Origin of the sequence: Acinetobacter sp. CFCC 11171 (assembly GCF_003268405.1) — a bacterium.
In the GTDB taxonomy this organism is placed as follows: Bacteria; Pseudomonadota; Gammaproteobacteria; order Pseudomonadales; family Moraxellaceae; genus Acinetobacter; species Acinetobacter amyesii.
Genome location: NZ_LQXP01000052.1, coordinates 1 through 15,624, shown reverse-complemented (window position 1 = coordinate 15,624; position 15,624 = coordinate 1). Strand labels below are relative to the sequence as shown.

The 15,624-nt window shown below is 39.7% G+C and carries 14 protein-coding genes and 3 pseudogenes; 12 read left to right on the top strand and 5 right to left on the bottom strand.

Annotation, left to right across the window (positions count from 1 at the left end; translation table 11 throughout):
- Both AVJ20_RS16885 and AVJ20_RS16880 read left to right on the top strand, forming a co-directional pair.
- A pseudogene (locus tag AVJ20_RS16885) lies at window positions 1-328 on the top strand (arsenical resistance protein ArsH); the annotation flags it as partial.
- A gap of 243 nt (window positions 329-571) precedes the next feature.
- Complete coding sequence (locus AVJ20_RS16880; protein WP_001067793.1) at window positions 572-1,276, top strand: IS6-like element IS1007 family transposase; 705 nt, start codon at window positions 572-574, stop codon at window positions 1,274-1,276.
- 133 nt (window positions 1,277-1,409) lie between these two features.
- Here the strand turns inward: AVJ20_RS16880 and AVJ20_RS16875 are convergent, their stop codons facing one another.
- Complete coding sequence (locus AVJ20_RS16875; RefSeq protein WP_026055492.1) at window positions 1,410-1,739, bottom strand: four-helix bundle copper-binding protein; 330 nt, start codon at window positions 1,737-1,739, stop codon at window positions 1,410-1,412.
- 216 nt (window positions 1,740-1,955) lie between these two features.
- On the opposite strand from AVJ20_RS16875, the gene AVJ20_RS16870 reads away from it, so the two are divergent.
- Together AVJ20_RS16870 and AVJ20_RS16860 are read left to right on the top strand one after the other, a co-directional pair.
- Window positions 1,956-2,660: an IS6-like element IS1008 family transposase gene (locus AVJ20_RS16870; protein ID WP_005021564.1), complete on the top strand. Its 705-nt coding sequence runs from the start codon at window positions 1,956-1,958 to the stop codon at window positions 2,658-2,660.
- Between the two features lie 61 nt (window positions 2,661-2,721).
- The gene (locus AVJ20_RS16860; protein WP_004897257.1) at window positions 2,722-3,147 is read left to right on the top strand and encodes a hypothetical protein; all 426 of its coding nucleotides are present in this window, start codon (window positions 2,722-2,724) and stop codon (window positions 3,145-3,147) included.
- Between the two features lie 122 nt (window positions 3,148-3,269).
- On the opposite strand, the gene feoB is transcribed toward AVJ20_RS16860, so the two are convergent.
- Genes feoB through AVJ20_RS16845 form a run of 3 tightly spaced genes read right to left on the bottom strand, consistent with a single transcriptional unit; the run spans window position 3,270 to window position 6,641 of the window.
- Window positions 3,270-5,099 carry a ferrous iron transporter B gene (gene feoB, locus AVJ20_RS16855; RefSeq protein ID WP_111886027.1) on the bottom strand — a complete coding sequence of 610 codons (1,830 nt, stop codon included), beginning with the start codon at window positions 5,097-5,099 and terminating at the stop codon, window positions 3,270-3,272.
- Window positions 5,089-5,349, bottom strand: a complete 261-nt coding sequence (locus AVJ20_RS16850) for a FeoA family protein (protein ID WP_005220165.1) — start codon at window positions 5,347-5,349, stop codon at window positions 5,089-5,091. Before AVJ20_RS16850 ends, feoB begins: the two co-directional genes overlap by 11 nt.
- Before the next feature lie 11 nt (window positions 5,350-5,360).
- On the bottom strand, window positions 5,361-6,641 hold the full coding sequence (locus AVJ20_RS16845) for a cation diffusion facilitator family transporter (protein ID WP_058869461.1): 1,281 nt from the start codon (window positions 6,639-6,641) through the stop codon (window positions 5,361-5,363).
- A 90-nt stretch (window positions 6,642-6,731) separates the two neighbouring features.
- Between AVJ20_RS16845 and cadR the strand changes: the two genes are divergently transcribed.
- The 7 genes from cadR (at window position 6,732) to AVJ20_RS16810 (ending at window position 14,860) form a co-directional block, all read left to right on the top strand.
- Complete coding sequence (gene cadR, locus AVJ20_RS16840) at window positions 6,732-7,124, top strand: Cd(II)/Pb(II)-responsive transcriptional regulator (RefSeq protein WP_004733193.1); 393 nt, start codon at window positions 6,732-6,734, stop codon at window positions 7,122-7,124.
- A 142-nt stretch (window positions 7,125-7,266) separates the two neighbouring features.
- Window positions 7,267-7,677 (top strand): hypothetical protein, encoded by a 411-nt coding sequence (locus tag AVJ20_RS16835; RefSeq protein WP_004733191.1) that lies wholly within the window; start codon window positions 7,267-7,269, stop codon window positions 7,675-7,677.
- A 49-nt stretch (window positions 7,678-7,726) separates the two neighbouring features.
- Window positions 7,727-9,094: a TolC family protein gene (locus tag AVJ20_RS16830; protein WP_004281854.1), complete on the top strand. Its 1,368-nt coding sequence runs from the start codon at window positions 7,727-7,729 to the stop codon at window positions 9,092-9,094.
- 1 nt (window position 9,095) lies between these two features.
- Entirely contained in the window at window positions 9,096-10,331 is a 1,236-nt protein-coding gene (locus AVJ20_RS16825) for an efflux RND transporter periplasmic adaptor subunit (protein ID WP_004281853.1), read from the top strand.
- Window positions 10,321-13,479: an efflux RND transporter permease subunit gene (locus AVJ20_RS16820; protein WP_004733184.1), complete on the top strand. Its 3,159-nt coding sequence runs from the start codon at window positions 10,321-10,323 to the stop codon at window positions 13,477-13,479. The genes AVJ20_RS16825 and AVJ20_RS16820 overlap by 11 nt, the downstream gene beginning before the upstream one ends.
- Window positions 13,480-13,565: 86 nt before the next feature.
- Window positions 13,566-14,465: a cation diffusion facilitator family transporter gene (locus tag AVJ20_RS16815; RefSeq protein ID WP_004733183.1), complete on the top strand. Its 900-nt coding sequence runs from the start codon at window positions 13,566-13,568 to the stop codon at window positions 14,463-14,465.
- Window positions 14,466-14,668: 203 nt separating this feature from the next.
- Complete coding sequence (locus AVJ20_RS16810; RefSeq protein ID WP_004812236.1) at window positions 14,669-14,860, top strand: hypothetical protein; 192 nt, start codon at window positions 14,669-14,671, stop codon at window positions 14,858-14,860.
- Between the two features lie 131 nt (window positions 14,861-14,991).
- Here AVJ20_RS16810 and AVJ20_RS16805 read toward each other — a convergent pair.
- Window positions 14,992-15,285: pseudogene (locus AVJ20_RS16805) on the bottom strand (IS5/IS1182 family transposase); the annotation flags it as partial.
- Between the two features lie 96 nt (window positions 15,286-15,381).
- Between AVJ20_RS16805 and AVJ20_RS16800 the strand changes: the two are divergent.
- Window positions 15,382-15,624: pseudogene (locus tag AVJ20_RS16800) on the top strand (IS6 family transposase); the annotation flags it as partial.

Here is a 15,624-nt window from a genome sequence, read left to right as displayed (position 1 = left end):
TACCCAAGGTAAAACCCTTGCCTTGATGCAAGTCAGTGGTGGATCACAGTCATTTAACAGCCTGAACCAGATGCGTATTTTGGGGCGGTGGATGCGGATGATCACCATTCCAAATCAGTCTTCAATTCCGAAAGCTTTCTTGGAATTTGAAGAAGATGGACGAATGAAGCCTTCAGCTTTCTATGACCGGATTGTGGATGTCATGGAAGAGTTATTTAAGTTCACTCTACTGACTCGTGGTCAAAGCAAATACCTGACTGATCGTTATTCTGAACGCAAGGAATCGGCTGAAGAGTTGTCCAAGCGTGTAAATCAGCGCAGTTTATAAATGCTGGATGGTATTAAATACTGCGCCTCATTGCCAGGTCAGTAACACTTTTATGCTGTACCGATGAAGTGCTGTTAAAGGTACAATGAATATTGTAAAAACCCAGTCTTCATGATTGGGTTTTTACATTAAAGAAGTCAGAGATAAATAAGGAAAAGGTGAAGGCTTTGAACCAGAAACGGCACTGTTGCAAATAGGCTGACATGATAAGCTAAATATCTTATTTATTTCGAGATACAGCAGATGAATCCCTTCCACGGTCGGCACTTTCAAGGTGAAATCATTCTTTGGGCTGTTCGTTGGTATTGTAAATATGGCATCAGCTATCGTGAACTTCAGGAAATGCTCGCTGAACGTGGAGTGAATGTTGATCACACCACAATTTATCGCTGGGTTCAGCGTTATGCTCCAGAAATGGAAAAACGTTTACGTTGGTATTGGCGTAATCCTACAGATCGACATTTATGGCATCTGGATGAAACTTACGTAAAAGTGAATGGCAAATGGGCATATCTATACCGTGCAGTTGACCAACGTGGCCATACTCTTGATTTCTATCTTTCTGCTAGACGAAATACCCATTCAGCTTATTGTTTTCTTGGTAAAATTTTGAATCATGTCAAAAAATGGCAGATTCCACGAGTCATAAACACTGATAAGGCTCATACCTATGGCCGTGCTTTGTCGCGACTAAAACAGGAAGGAAAGTGTCCTGAAGACCTGGACCATCGACAGATTAAATACAAGAATAACGTGATTGAATGTGATCATGGCAAGCTCAAACGGATCATCAAGGCTACGTTGGGATTCAAGTCTATGAAAACGGCTTATGCCACAATTAAAGGAATTGAGGTTATGCGTGCTCTACGCAAAGGACAAGCTTCATTATTTTATAACGGTAATATTCTAGGAGAAGTTTGGCTAGTAAATAGAGTTTTCGGTCTCTAAGCTTTTTTGAAGGGAAAATCATCGACTCAGATCCCTATTTGCAACAGTGCCGTTGTAGTGGTTTGACCCACTAACAACTAACACGTTGGCTATTCATTGAGTAAATCCTAAACTCAACTAATTCTTTTATTTATCAGACAACCATTTTTCGACATTCGACGGCACATTCACGGCAAGCATCAGCACATTGCTGGCAGTGTTGATGCTCATGTTGGCTACATTCATCTGCACAGTATTCACAAGCCTTGGCACAAAGCTCACAAATTTCTTTCATAAAAGGAGATTCATTTTGCTGCATACGAGCACAGAGCTGACAAATATCTGCACAATCTAGACAACGCTGAATACATTCTCGCATCATCTCCAGATTTTCTTCTTTTAGACAGGCATTTGCACAACTGGCACAGGTAAGGTAACAGCTCATACATGCCTTTGCGCAATCTGAAAATTGGATATCGTTCATCATACTTACCTAAAGTCACTTGATTTAGGAATAAGCTAATCAAAAAAAAAGATATACACTAGGACGATTAGGTAAGGGAAAGTAAAATAGTCATAGATTTTGTTAAATGGTTTTAGATGCTGGCTTTGAGTGATTTAGCTGCTCATGTATTCAGGCACTGTTGCAAATAGGCTGACATGATAAGCTAAATATCTTATTTATTTCGAGATACAGCAGATGAATCCCTTCCATGGTCGGCACTTTCAAGGTGAAATCATTCTTTGGGCTGTTCGTTGGTATTGTAAATATGGCATCAGCTATCGTGAACTTCAAGAAATGCTCACTGAACGGGGTGTGAATGTTGACCACACCACAATTTATCGTTGGGTTCAGCGTTATGCTCCAGAAATGGAAAAACGCTTACGCTGGTATTGGCGTAATCCTACAGATTTACATTCATGGCATATGGATGAGACTTATATCAAAGTGAAGGGGCGATGGACTTACCTGTATCGTGCAGTTGATCAACGTGGTCATACGATTGACTTTTACCTTTCCGCTAGACGGAACAGTAAATCAGCCTATTGTTTTTTAGGAAAAATCTTCAATACGGTGAAAAAATGGAAAATTCCACGGGTCATCAATACAGATAAAGCAGCGACCTATGGCCATGCTTTATCACGGTTAAAGCGAGAAGGAAAATGTCCAGTAGATATTGAGCACAGGCAGATTAAGTATAAAAATAATGTCATTGAATGTGATCATGGTAAGTTAAAGCGGATCATCAGGGCCACATTAGGATTCAAATCTATGAAGACGGCTTATGCCACAATCAAAGGTATTGAAGTCATGCGTGCACTACGTAAAGGACAAGCATCGTCATTTTATTATGGTCAGCCTCAAGGTGAAGTGTGTCTAATCAACAGGGTTTTCGGTCTCTAAGCACTTTTAAAAAGGAACTTCATCGACTCAAATCTCTATTTGCAACAGTGCCCCCTTAGCAATGGCAGCTATAGTTCAGTTCATTGGGAATAGAAATGAACAAGCAGAAAAAGTGGCTGAAAGCCTAAACTTATTTCCTGTACCTGCCACAGCCCTAGTTTTGTTTATCGTCCTAGCATCAGTTATGCCTCAAATTGGGCTTGCAAAAAGTGCAGCTCTTCAAGCTTTACCAATTTATATTTCTTTTGCCATTATTGCTCCATTCGTGGGTTGGATAATTGCTCGTATTTTTCGATTAGAATCTGGCTCTGCTAGTGCTGTGTCCTTTTCAGCATCATATAGAAATTCATTTGTTATTCTTCCATTAGCTTTTGCAATTCCGGGAAGTATGCCCATAATTCCTGCTGTAATCTTGACTCAGACTATCGTTGAACTATGCTTTTTACCAATCTATATTCGTCTGATACCTCGACTATTCAAAACCTAGAGATTTAAACATTTAAGTAGTTGTTATAGTTAGATAAAAGTATTCAGAAGCCCACGCTTACATCGAGTAATTTAATAAAGGGGGGGGGAGCTAGCTCCCCCCCTCTTTTATTCATTTGCTAATTAAAACTTACTCGCAACTTGATATGTGATGAATGAAAAGATGTAGGCTAATGCAAACAAATAAGTTGCCATAATGATGGGCTGTTTCCAGCTGCCAGTTTCTCGTCTAATTGTTGCTAACGTAGCAAGACAATGGGGAGCAAAAATAAACCATACCAATAATGATAAACCTGTGGCTAACCCCCATCCATCCGGGCCTGAAATTTGACTTAACAGACTTTGAGTTACTGTATCTTCATCACCTGACATCGCATAAATCACCCCAAGAGCAGCAATTACAACTTCCCTTGCTGCCATAGCAGGAATGAGTGCAATACATATTTCCCATGTAAACCCAATAGGCGCAAATATAGGATGAATTAAATGTCCTAACTGACCAGCTAAACTATAGTTAATGGCCGGCATGCTTGCATTATCTGGTGGTTGAGGGAACGTGACTAGCACCCATAACAAGATAGACAGTGCGACGATAATGCCACCAACTCGTTTTAAGAAAATAGTTGCCCTATCATATAAGCCTAATGCAATATTTCTAATATCTGGAATTCGGTATGTGGGAAGTTCAAAAATAAAAATACTTTCAGTTTTATCTTTTCGAACCAATTTCAGAAACACTGAAACTAATAACGCTGAGACTATTCCCGACATATAAAGACCAAAAAGGACTAATCCTTGCAGACTTAACCAGCCGTAGATTAATTGGTTCGGAATAAATGCCGCGATCAATAAAGCATATACTGGCAATCTTGCTGAACAGGTCATCAAGGGTGCAATCATAATTGTTGCTAATCGGTCCCGTTCAGAGCTGATACTTCTGGTTGCCATAATTCCGGGAATGGCACAAGCAAAACTGGATAGCAGAGGAATAAATGAACGGCCGCTAAGCCCGGCTTTAGACATTAATTTATCTAAAAGAAATGCTGCCCGGGGTAAATAGCCTGACTCTTCAAGCATTAAAATGAAGAAGAATAAAATCAAAATCTGAGGCATATATGCAAGCACGCTACCTGCACCAGCAATTACCCCATCCACAACCAAGCTTTTTAATAGAGGATGTTGGATTAGTGGTCCAATAAAATCACTGAGCCATGCGACAAAATTTTCAATGAATTCAATAAAAGGCGTTGCCCATATAAATACCGCCTGGAACATCACAAACATGGTTAAAGTTAAGATTACTAAACCCAATACAGGATGTAGAAAAATTTTATCTAGAAATGCGGTTCTTTTATCACCACTGTCATTATTTAAAATAACTTGTTTGGTGATTTGTTTGACCTGTTCAAAATGACTTAATTCAGAATGATAAGGAGTAATAAAAAGATTTTTTTGATCTAATTGATTAATTAAATCTTGAATTCCTTTTGTTTTAACTGCGACAGCTTCAACTACAGGGATACCTAACAGTTGAGACAGTTTATCCTTATCAATGGAAATACCACGCTTTTTGACCTCATCCATCATATTTAATACAAGAATCATAGGGCGATTTAGAGCACGAACTTCGAGAACCAAGCTCAAATGTAAGCTTAAATTTGTGGCATCTACAACGCATATAAAAATATCGGGTAGAACTTCACCTTTTAGCTCGCCCAAACAAACTGCCCTGGTGACTTCTTCATCTAAACTACTAGGTTTTAAACTGTAAGTTCCGGGTAAGTCCAATACTCGTACTGCATCACCAGAAGGTAATTTAAAAGAACCTTCTTTTCTTTCTACGGTAACTCCAGCATAGTTGGCAACTTTTTGTCGCGTACCAGTAAGCGTATTAAATAAAGAGGTTTTTCCACAATTTGGATTACCGACTAATGCAATGTTCTTAATCTTCATTGGATACTAACTCTACAAAAATTCTTTCAGCTTCATTCTTTCTTAATGCGAATCTTGAAGTTTCAATTTGAACTAAAACAGGATCTCCGCCAAAAATACCTTTAGCGAGTACTTGTAGAGTTTCACCCTCTCTAAAACCTAATAGTTGGAGCCGTTCCAATACGGGATCAGTGGTATGACTGTATTGATTACCTTTTTTGAGATCTCTAATTTTGACGATCTGATTTTGTTTAACTTGAAATAGATTCATTTTCGATACTCTTACTTCAAAGCCAAAATCTTTCGAGCACCATTAAGCACGAATAAAGAAACCAGGATGCCAATGATTAAGTCTGGGTAAGCTGATCCCGTCCACGCCACAAGTACACCGGCAAATATAACGCCCATATTTACGACAACGTCATTCGCCGAGAAAATCCAACTGGCTTTCATATGTGCGCCATCTTCTCGATGACCAGAAATAAGATATAAGCATGTCACGTTAGCTATAAGTGCGAGCAGGCCAATAACAATCATGAGCGTTGATTCTGGCTCGCTTCCAAACATGAATCGTCTAATGACATCAATAATCACGATGACAGCAAGTAATAACTGAATCCAACCTGCGAAATGGGCTGCTTTCACTTGATATTTCGCAGCTTTTCCGACGGCATATAGCGCAATACCATAAACGGCTGCATCGGCAAACATATCTAGAGAATCAGCAATCAATCCTGTAGACGCAGCAATAATTCCGCTGATGAATTCTATAAAGAAAAGTAGAGCATTAATGCCTAATAACAGTTTAAGTACTTTAGCTTGTCTCACAGGATCAGGTTCATTAGGTATATCGCCTGAAGAAAGCTGTGTTTCATCAAGTTTCGCCCCAAAACCCAGTCCTTCAAGTTTGGCCGTAATTTGCTGACTCCCTTCATTATGGAAGACTTTCAGTTTTCGATTGGGAAGATCAAAAGTAAGACCTTTAACTGCTTCAATATCTGCAAGAGCCATACGGACCATTTGCTCTTCAGCAGAGCAATCCATTTTAGGAATGGTATAGGTACTTGTTTGCTTAGCCTGTTGATTGCTTATATAAGTTTCAGTCTTCACAAGCTTTGCACCAAAACCCAAAGCTTCAAGTTTGGTAGTTATATTTTCATCTTTTTGATTATGTAGAACCTTTAAAGACCGGTTAGGTAAATCAAAGATGAGTTTTTGAACACCATCAATTGAAGATAGCGCCATACGAACCATCTGTTCTTCCGCAGAACAATCCATTTTGGGAACTAAGTATTCACTCATGTAGTGCGAATTTTTTAAAACGTCTTCAGTGCTTAAATTTTCTTTGGGATCAGAACCACAACAGGATTGAGCGGTATCTTCACAACTGTTTGAAGTGTTACAGCAAGGAGATGAAGATTTTTTTTCTTCCTCTTCACCACAACAGCTAAGCGTATTATCACAATTCTTTGAATTGTTTGCTTCTGCAATTGATGGATGATTTTCTTGTTGAGATTTCTTATCTTCGCATGGTGTTTCTTTACTACATCCACAACCACTCATAATTATACCCATTAAAAAAATTTATAAACTTTGAATATTAGAATCCCTATAGTTACTATAGAGTCAAGATTTTTTGGAAATACCAACTCAATGCATTTAAAAATTGGTGAACTCTCTAAAAAAACCTCATGTTCAGTATTAACAATTAGGTTTTATGAAAAGGAAGGTTTAATTCCGGAACCCGAAAGAACGGAAGGAAATTACCGCCTTTACGATATAGGCTATGTTGAGCGAATTAAGTTTATTTTGAATTGCCGAACTTTAAATATGAGTTTGAATGAAATTCGTCAATTACTCACCTATAAAGACAAACCTGAGAAAAATTGTTCAGATGTGAATGAATTAATTGACTTACATGTCAGTGCTATCAGAGAAAATATAATCAAGCAACAAAAGCTTATTGAACAATTATCTGATTTAAGAGGTACTTGTGATGGTTTATGTACAATTGACCAATGTGGAGTTCTAAAAAATCTAGCTTGATTATCTAGACCTATGCTTTTTTCAAAAATTCTGTATATCTTTACTTAAGGCTGCAAAAAGTTTAAGGTTACTCAAATTCTGTGATCAGATCTTTGATAGATCTGGACAGCTTCTTATTGGTGTTTTAAATACAGATTTGTGTATGAAGAGAAAAACATTTCTAATCCAGATATTGGTACTCTTATTCACATTCCAGAATATTTGGAGTGTGGCAGAGGCTGCGTGTCTGCATGAAATGCCAAACATACCCAATTCAATACTCTCTAATCCAATCGATTTAGACGAAAAGAGTGATAGTCCTCGTCAAGCACTTTATTCCCTAGAAAACTATAAAGAAATCTATGACTATTGTCAGAAGGTTTGTTTTAACGAAAAGTGCAGTCATTTCTCAAATACAATCGTGATTCAGATTGACCCACCCGATGATCTGAAGCTTAAAGCTAATTTTGAGACCGGCATTACCCCAACTTATTTGGGAATAACTTTTTATAAACCCCCTTATCTGGATCAATTAACCCCGCCTCCCGATTTGCCCCTACTATTGGTGGGGTAGTCTTATAAAAGCCCACCACTCCTAATTTCATTATGCGTGGGGCATTTTCATGTCAAAAAACAAATTACATCAGGATACCTCCATCCTGAATTTATCCTGGTCAGCCTTAGGTAGCGGTATCTTGCTATCTGCAATGATCAGCTTCAGTACTTCCGTAGTCGCCAGTACTCAAGATTTAACGCTGCAGCAAGCTATTGAGCAGGTTAACCAATATCAAGCGTCCCAAAATTTCTGGGAAACGCAAAACAGCATTAATGCCACGAATCTTCAGCAAAGTAAGCTGTTTAAAAATCCTGAACTGTCAGTTGAACAAACGGGATTTGGTTCAAATAATGAAAAAGAGCTTACCATTGGCATATCACAACCCTTGGATATTTTTGGTGAGCGAAGAGCAAACCAAAAATTAGCCAGTCTCTCTACAGATAAAACAGCGCTGAAACAGAAGATTTATCAAGCACAAATTGAGCTTGCAGTGAAATATGTATGGTCACAACTGGCCATTGCTGAACTTGAAAAAAACATTGTCAATGAACAACTTCGGGTGAGCCAAGAAAACCTTCAAGCAATCGAAAAGCGCTTTAATGCAGGCAGTATTGCCCAAGTAGATGTAAATCGCGCACGTTTAAGCCATGCTGAAAATATCCGTCTTTTTAGACAGGCAGACTTACAGGTACAAGTGGCCACCCAACAATTATCAAATTTATGGGGTACGTCTGATAAGTCATTGCAGGTAAACCTCTCTTCACAAAAGCTCTGGCCAAAATCGACTCATGAACAGGTTCAAGAATATTTAGCGGAAAACTACGTTGAGAAATATCGAGCTTTACTGGTATTAGAGTCTCAAGCAACGGTTGATCAACTAAGGGCAAAGGCACGTCCTAACCCCACTTTAAACCTAGGTGTCAACCGCACCCAATCCTTGGAAAACTCCACACAAAATCAATTAGTAGTCGGAGTCAGTGTACCGCTTAATATTTTCGATCGTCAGCAAAATGGCATAAAAATCGCGCAAGAAAAAATGAACTTATTAGAGCGTCAGAAAGAGTTTTATCTGAAGCAAAATGCGCTGCAAATAGGCACAATTTTAACCGAGTTGCAGGGTTTAGAGCTGCAATTCAAAGTCGTTGACGAGACTCAAATTCCTTTGGCGACTCAAGTTCAAAGTAAGACGCTACAAGGTTTCTTGGCAGGCAAGTTTGCTTTAACCGATGTTCAGCAAGCCACGCTTCAATTACAAGACATCCGTCTGCGTAAAGTCCAGTTGTTACGGGATGGCTGGCAAAAGGCCATTGAAGCAGAAAGTTTGAGCTTAGGCATTAGCCCAAGTGAAGTCATGTCGAAAGATGCTATTGCACAAATCAATCAAAACTTATGGCAAGACATACAGGCCATGCCTGTCATTGGTGGGGGAAATTAACATGTTCGATCTTAAAAACAGCTTAAAAAAACAGAGCGGAAAAATCTCTCAACCTCTACTGATTAGTTTGGTTATCGGCGCTACCGTACTCCTCAGTATTTTTTTGATCTTAACTGGTAAGAATAAATCGGAAACATCAGATGAACATGCAGAGGAAGAAAGCGGAGAAGAACATGGCGGTGAAACCGAAGAGCATGCAGAAGGTGTGAGCCTGACTGCCAAGCAACTGGTGGAACAGGGCATACAATTATCAGCGGTCGATCAAGGCCCGGTGGTTAAATTAAGTTCTTATCCTGCCAAACTGAATGTGAATACTGACCAGCAAGCGCACGTCTCACCGAGTTTTAGTGGTCATGTAGAAAATGTCTATGTAGAACTCGGTCAAAAAGTTCAGAAAGGACAGCCTTTGGCTGCGTTGCTTGTTCCTGATCTAGTTGATCAGCAGGCCAATCTTAAAATTGAACAAACCAACCTTGAACTGGCGAAACAAGACTATGATCGTGAGCGTCAGCTTTGGTCACAGGGCATTTCAGCAAAACAGGACTATCAACGTGCTTATAACAGCTATAAACGGGCACAAATTCAGGTTCAAGCGGCCCAATCACGTTTAAGTGCATTTGGTGCAGTGAATGCCAGTAACGGACGCTATATTTTGAAAGCTCCCATTTCTGGCGTGATCAGTAAAAAGGATTTGGTTCTCGGGGAAAATGTTCAGTTAGCCGATCAACTCTTTACGATAGACCGGTTAGATCAACTCTGGCTTGAGTTTATTGTTCCAAATTCTGAAATTATGGGCTTAGCCCCGAATCAAAAGATCGAATTTAAATCCTTGCAAACAGAAAAGGTTTATCAAGCTGTTATTCAGACTTTAAATACTGAAGCGGATATTCAAACAGGTCGTCTTCAGGTGCGAGCAAAAGTTGAATCGAATGCAACCGAATTACGTCCAAACTTGATGGTGAACGTACAGTTGCAACAACGGAGTGAAAGTACCGCATTACGGGTACTTAAGTCCGCAGTTCAGAATGTCGATGGAAAAGATGTGGTTTTTGTCGCCACTCAGCATGGACAAAAAGTTGAATTCAGTCCGCAACCTGTGAAATTAGGGCAATCATCTGGGGAGAGCCAATGGATTGAAGTGGTGAGTGGGCTTAGTCAGGGACAAAAATATGCCGCTCAAGGCAGTTTTTTACTGAAATCCGAGCTGGAAAAAGGAGAGGCTTCACATGAGCACTGAAACTCCTCAAATTCCAGACCACGAATCGGTAAAACCTGAAGGACTGTTTGATCGACTGATCCAGTTTTCTATCCATAACGCAATCTGGGTCATGCTGTTTATTGCGGCTTGGATTGCTATTGGTATTTATAGTTATCAAAAGTTACCGATTGATGCTGTACCAGATATTACCAATACTCAGGTGCAGATTAACACTTCAGCCAATGGTTTTACGGCTTTAGAAATGGAACAGCGGATTACATATCCAATCGAGAATGCCATGTCAGGCATGCCGAAAATGGAACAAACCCGTTCGATTTCACGCTACGGCTTATCGCAAGTGACCATCATTTTTGAAGATGGCACGGATATTTACTGGGCCAGACAGCTTATCAACCAGCGCTTGCAAGAAGCAATGGGAGAAATGCCTGAAGATGTGCAACCTAACATGTCGCCTATTTCGACAGGTTTAGGTGAAATCTATCAATGGGTGATTAAAGCCGAACCAAATGCTAAAAAGCCGGATGGAACCCCTTATTCGGCGATGGATTTACGTGAAATTCAGGATTGGATTGTAAGACCGCAATTACAGCGCGTAAAAGGCGTTGCGGAGATCAACAGTATCGGTGGCTTTAATAAAACCTATGTGGTTGCCCCTGATCTGAACCGATTGCAACAATTGCAAATTCCTTTGTCTGATTTACAAACTGCCTTAACAGAGAATAATGAAAACCGTGGTGCTGGCTATATTGAGAAAAATGGACAACAGCTAACGGTTCGTGTTCCCGGCACTTTAAACACGATTGAAGATATCCAGAACATCAGTATTGCCAATAAAAACGGCTATCCGATTCGGGTGGCAGATGTCGCCAATGTCTCAATTGGTCATGACTTGAGAACAGGGGCTGCAACCTATAATGGTGAAGAAACTGTATTGGGTATTGCCATGATGATGATGGGAGAAAATAGCCGTACCGTTGCTCAAGCCATTGATGAAAAGGTGCAATCGATCCAGCAATCGCTACCTAAAGGTGTGGTGATTGAGACTGTGTATGACCGTACGCATTTGGTTGATCGGGCGATCAAAACCGTTCAGAAAAATTTGATTGAGGGTGCAATCCTCGTCATTGTTATTTTATTTCTCTTTCTAGGTAATTTCCGTGCTGCGCTGATCACGGCTTGCGTTATTCCACTGTCAATGCTGTTTACCTTGACGGGAATGGCAGAGCAGAAGATTAGTGCAAATCTGATGAGTTTAGGGGCACTGGACTTCGGTATTATTATTGATGGTGCAGTGGTTATTGTAGAAAACTGTATCCGTCGGCTAGCAGAAGCTCAGAAGCTGAAAGGTGGTTTACTTAGCCGTTCTGAAAGATTTAAAGAAGTCTTCTTGGCTGCAAAACAGGCGCGTCGTCCTCTGATTTTTGGACAGTTAATTATTTTGGTGGTTTATCTACCTATCTTTACCCTGACGGGTGTAGAAGCCAAACTTTTCCATCCTATGGCAATGACTGTTGTACTGGCTTTAATTGGGGCCATGATTTTATCTGTCACTTTTGTGCCAGCCGCAGTTGCCCTATTTGTCACTGGAGAAGTCAAGGAAACCGAAAGTCGCTGGATGCATTGGCTTAAAACCAAATATGAACTGCTTTTAGATAAAGCCTATGAGCTTCGTTTATTTGTGACTATTGTGGCTGCCTGTATTTTAGTGCTTACGGGCGTGCTAGCCACTCAAACAGGTAGCGAGTTTGCACCTCAACTGGGTGAAGGTGATTTTGCTGTTCAGCAAATGCGTTCCCCAAGTACAGGGTTAGAACAGTCACTGAGAATGCAGGAAAATACTGAAAAGTTACTGTTGAAAGAATTTCCTGAAATTAAAGCGATCTTTGCTCGTACCGGTACAGCAGAAGTGGCCACAGATGTTATGCCACCCAACATTTCAGATGGCGTGGTACTGTTAAAACCTCATGATGAATGGCCTGATCCAAAACAAACGATTGATGAGCTTCGCCAAAGAATGATTACTTTCTTAGCGACATTGCCGGGAAATAACAGTGAGTTCTCGCAACCCATTGAACTGCGCTTTAACGAGTTAATTTCAGGGGTGCGAAGTGATGTGGGTGTCAAATTATTTGGTGATGACATGGAGATTCTAAATCGCGAAGCGAATAAAATTTCTCAAAAAATTAACTCAATTTCAGGCGCGACAGCCGTTAATGTAGAACAGACCAGTGGCTTACCCTTGTTGAATGTAGAGGTGGATAAGTCCAGAGCTGCACAATATGGCTTGTCGGTAAGAGCAATTCAGGATCTGGTAGCTACAAGTGTCGGTGGCCAGAATGTTGGAACAATTTTACAGGGAGACAAGCGTTTTGATTTTGTCATCCGTCTAGATGAATCCCAGCGTAGTCCTGAACAGTTAGCGGTACTTCCTATTCAATTGCCGAATGGTGGTTTAGTCCAACTGCAAGATGTGGCACGCGTTGAAAATATCCTGGGTATTAATCAGGTCAGCCGTGAAAATGGTAAACGTCGAGTGGTTATTACTGCAAATGTAGAAGGACGTGATTTAGGCTCATTCGTAACAGAGCTTCAGAGCACGTTATCCAAACAGGAATTACCAAGCGGTTATTGGATAGATTATGGCGGTCAATTTCAAAATCTGATGTCTGCAAAAGCGCGTATGCAATTGGTGGTTCCGCTCGCATTGTTGACGATCTTTATTTTATTGATGGCTGTATTCCATAATATCAAAGAAAGCTTACTGGTCTTTAGTGGTGTACCGTTTGCCTTATGTGGAGGCTTAATCGCGTTGTGGTTGCGTGACATTCCATTATCCATGTCAGCAGGGGTTGGCTTCATTGCACTATCGGGGGTGGCTGTACTGAATGGCTTAGTCATGCTCACCTTTATCAAAGAGTTGCGACAACAATATGACCTTTATTATGCAACGTGGCAGGGTGCAATTTTGCGTCTTAGACCTGTGCTGATGACCGCTTGTGTGGCGTCCCTTGGGTTTGTCCCGATGGCTTTGGCAACCGGAACTGGGGCAGAAGTACAGAGACCTTTAGCAACAGTGGTTATTGGAGGAATTATCTCCTCTACCCTGCTTACATTGGTTTTATTGCCCGTACTGTACCGCTGGATGAATGAAAAGAAAGTTTCTTAATCCAATAGATTAGTCGATTTACAGCAGAGATATTGGCTGTTATCCAATATCTCTGCTCATCATAAATAGAATAAGGAAAATATTTTATGTCAGAACATCATGATCATAGCCATGCGGTTGTTACTGAAGAAAATAGTAAGAAGTTAATGGTTGCCTTAGGTTTAACGACTACTTTTTTAATAGTAGAAGTTGTCGCTGCTTTTATTACCCAAAGTTTGGCTTTGTTATCTGATGCAGCTCATATGTTTACTGATGTAGCCGCTTTAGCTATTGCTCTTGCCGCTATCAAAATTGGTAAAAAAGCCGCAGATGATAAAAGAACTTTTGGCTATCAGCGATTTGAAATTTTAGCGGCTCTGTTTAATGCGGTGATGCTTTTTGTGGTAGCAATATATATTGTATATGAAGCTTATCAACGTTTTACGAACCCTGCTGAAATTCAAAGTGTTGAAATGATGATTGTCGCGGTCATTGGTTTGGTCGTAAATTTGATTTCAATGAAAATCCTTTCTGCTAGTGCTGAAGGAAGTCTAAATATAAAAGGTGCATATTTAGAAGTTCTTAGTGATGCTCTAGGATCGATAGGCGTGATTATCGGAGGAATAGTTATTTATTTTACCCAGTGGATGTGGGTTGATACCGTAATCGCTGTGTTAATTGGCTTCTGGGTCTTACCTCGAACTTGGATTTTATTAAAACAAAGTATTAATATTCTGCTTGAAGGAGTTCCTGATGAGATTGATATTGAGTCGTTAAGAAATGATTTATTGAAGCTAGAGGGCGTTGAAGGGATTCATCAGTTGAAAGTCTGGGCTATATCCTCAAAAAATATTCATTTAACTGCTCATTTGGTTGCTCCGAATAGCAATACAGATCAACTCTATCAAAAGGCCTTAGAAGTTCTAAAACATAATCATAATATTACTGAAATTACGTTACAAATAGAAAGTAAGGAATGTAATACATTGGAACAGCATAAACATTAAAGTGCTGCTCTTTCTACATAATGGACAGATGACTAGGCTGATAAACCTTACCATTTTCCTGTATTACACTTCTATTTATCACACGCACTTTAAACACCATCCTGAGACATTTTAAAATTACAAGAATGTAATTTATGAGTCCTCTGGGTGTTAATTCTTTAAAGTTAGAATATCTAACAAGTATTAAATGAGAGTAAATAAACATGCTATTCAAAAATAAATTTTGTACTAAATTACTGTTAATTAGTGCATTCTTTAGTATCGCAAGTTTTAGTTATGCAGATGGCGGCTTGTTATTTCTTGAAAAGAATTTAAAAGCTTCTAAAGTTGAAAATTCTAAACAAAAACAAGTTAAAAATAATGAATCAAATGAATCAAATGAATCAAATGAATAGTTGGGTTGCATAAATAAATCAATTAGACTTATTCATTCAGCAATATAATTCCTGAATGAATAAGTTTATAACTAAAACCGGCTTTGTTGCATAAACATTCAAAAGCTGAGTTTTCCCCAATCCATTCAAATTTAAGTGACAACTTGGGTGTGAGGTCTACCTAATTCCGTAAATCTATTCAGAACTGCCACACGCGCATGAACTTCATTGACCTGACTTTGAAAATGTCTTGCCGTCAGCTTATCTCCTAATAATTTGATGCAATGCATCTTGGTTTCCACCAAACTGCGACGGTGATAGCCCGACCATTTTTTCCATAGGGTTCTGCCTAAATGCTTAACCGTTTGAAGTAACTCATTTCGTTCTATTGAACTGATTTTAGAATCTTTCCAGGGCTTGGCATTCTTCCTGGGTGGAATTACGGCACTGTTGCAAATAACCACGAATGGTAAGCTGAAGGGCACTGTTGCAAATAACCACGAATGGTAAGCTGAAGACTGTTTTAGCTAAAGGTGCAGCATATGAATCCTTTCCATGGTCGGCATTTTCAGGGCGAAATCATTCTTTGGGCTGTGCGCTGGTATTGTAAATATGGCATTAGCTATCGTGAACTGCAGGAAATGCTGGCCGAACGGGGTGTGAATGTTGATCACACGACTATTTACCGTTGGGTTCAACGTTATGCTCCTGAAATAGAAAAACGTTTACGCTGGTATTGGCGTAATCCTACAGATCTGAGCTCGTGGCATATTGATGAAACCTAT

Excerpts from the sequence above, each read along its gene's own strand:
- cadR (WP_004733193.1), top strand. The coding sequence starts at position 6,732 with ATGCATTTAAAAATTGGTGAACTCTCTAAAAAAACCTCATGTTCAGTA.
- AVJ20_RS16815 (WP_004733183.1), top strand. The coding sequence starts at position 13,566 with ATGTCAGAACATCATGATCATAGCCATGCGGTTGTTACTGAAGAAAAT.
- AVJ20_RS16830 (WP_004281854.1), top strand. The coding sequence starts at position 7,727 with ATGTCAAAAAACAAATTACATCAGGATACCTCCATCCTGAATTTATCC.
- AVJ20_RS16880 (WP_001067793.1), top strand. The coding sequence starts at position 572 with ATGAATCCCTTCCACGGTCGGCACTTTCAAGGTGAAATCATTCTTTGG.
- AVJ20_RS16825 (WP_004281853.1), top strand. The coding sequence starts at position 9,096 with ATGTTCGATCTTAAAAACAGCTTAAAAAAACAGAGCGGAAAAATCTCT.
- AVJ20_RS16850 (WP_005220165.1), bottom strand. The coding sequence starts at position 5,349 with ATGAATCTATTTCAAGTTAAACAAAATCAGATCGTCAAAATTAGAGAT.
- AVJ20_RS16820 (WP_004733184.1), top strand. The coding sequence starts at position 10,321 with ATGAGCACTGAAACTCCTCAAATTCCAGACCACGAATCGGTAAAACCT.
- feoB (WP_111886027.1), bottom strand. The coding sequence starts at position 5,099 with ATGAAGATTAAGAACATTGCATTAGTCGGTAATCCAAATTGTGGAAAA.
- AVJ20_RS16810 (WP_004812236.1), top strand. The coding sequence starts at position 14,669 with ATGCTATTCAAAAATAAATTTTGTACTAAATTACTGTTAATTAGTGCA.
- AVJ20_RS16870 (WP_005021564.1), top strand. The coding sequence starts at position 1,956 with ATGAATCCCTTCCATGGTCGGCACTTTCAAGGTGAAATCATTCTTTGG.
- AVJ20_RS16845 (WP_058869461.1), bottom strand. The coding sequence starts at position 6,641 with ATGAGTGGTTGTGGATGTAGTAAAGAAACACCATGCGAAGATAAGAAA.
- AVJ20_RS16875 (WP_026055492.1), bottom strand. The coding sequence starts at position 1,739 with ATGAACGATATCCAATTTTCAGATTGCGCAAAGGCATGTATGAGCTGT.
- AVJ20_RS16835 (WP_004733191.1), top strand. The coding sequence starts at position 7,267 with ATGAAGAGAAAAACATTTCTAATCCAGATATTGGTACTCTTATTCACA.
- AVJ20_RS16860 (WP_004897257.1), top strand. The coding sequence starts at position 2,722 with ATGGCAGCTATAGTTCAGTTCATTGGGAATAGAAATGAACAAGCAGAA.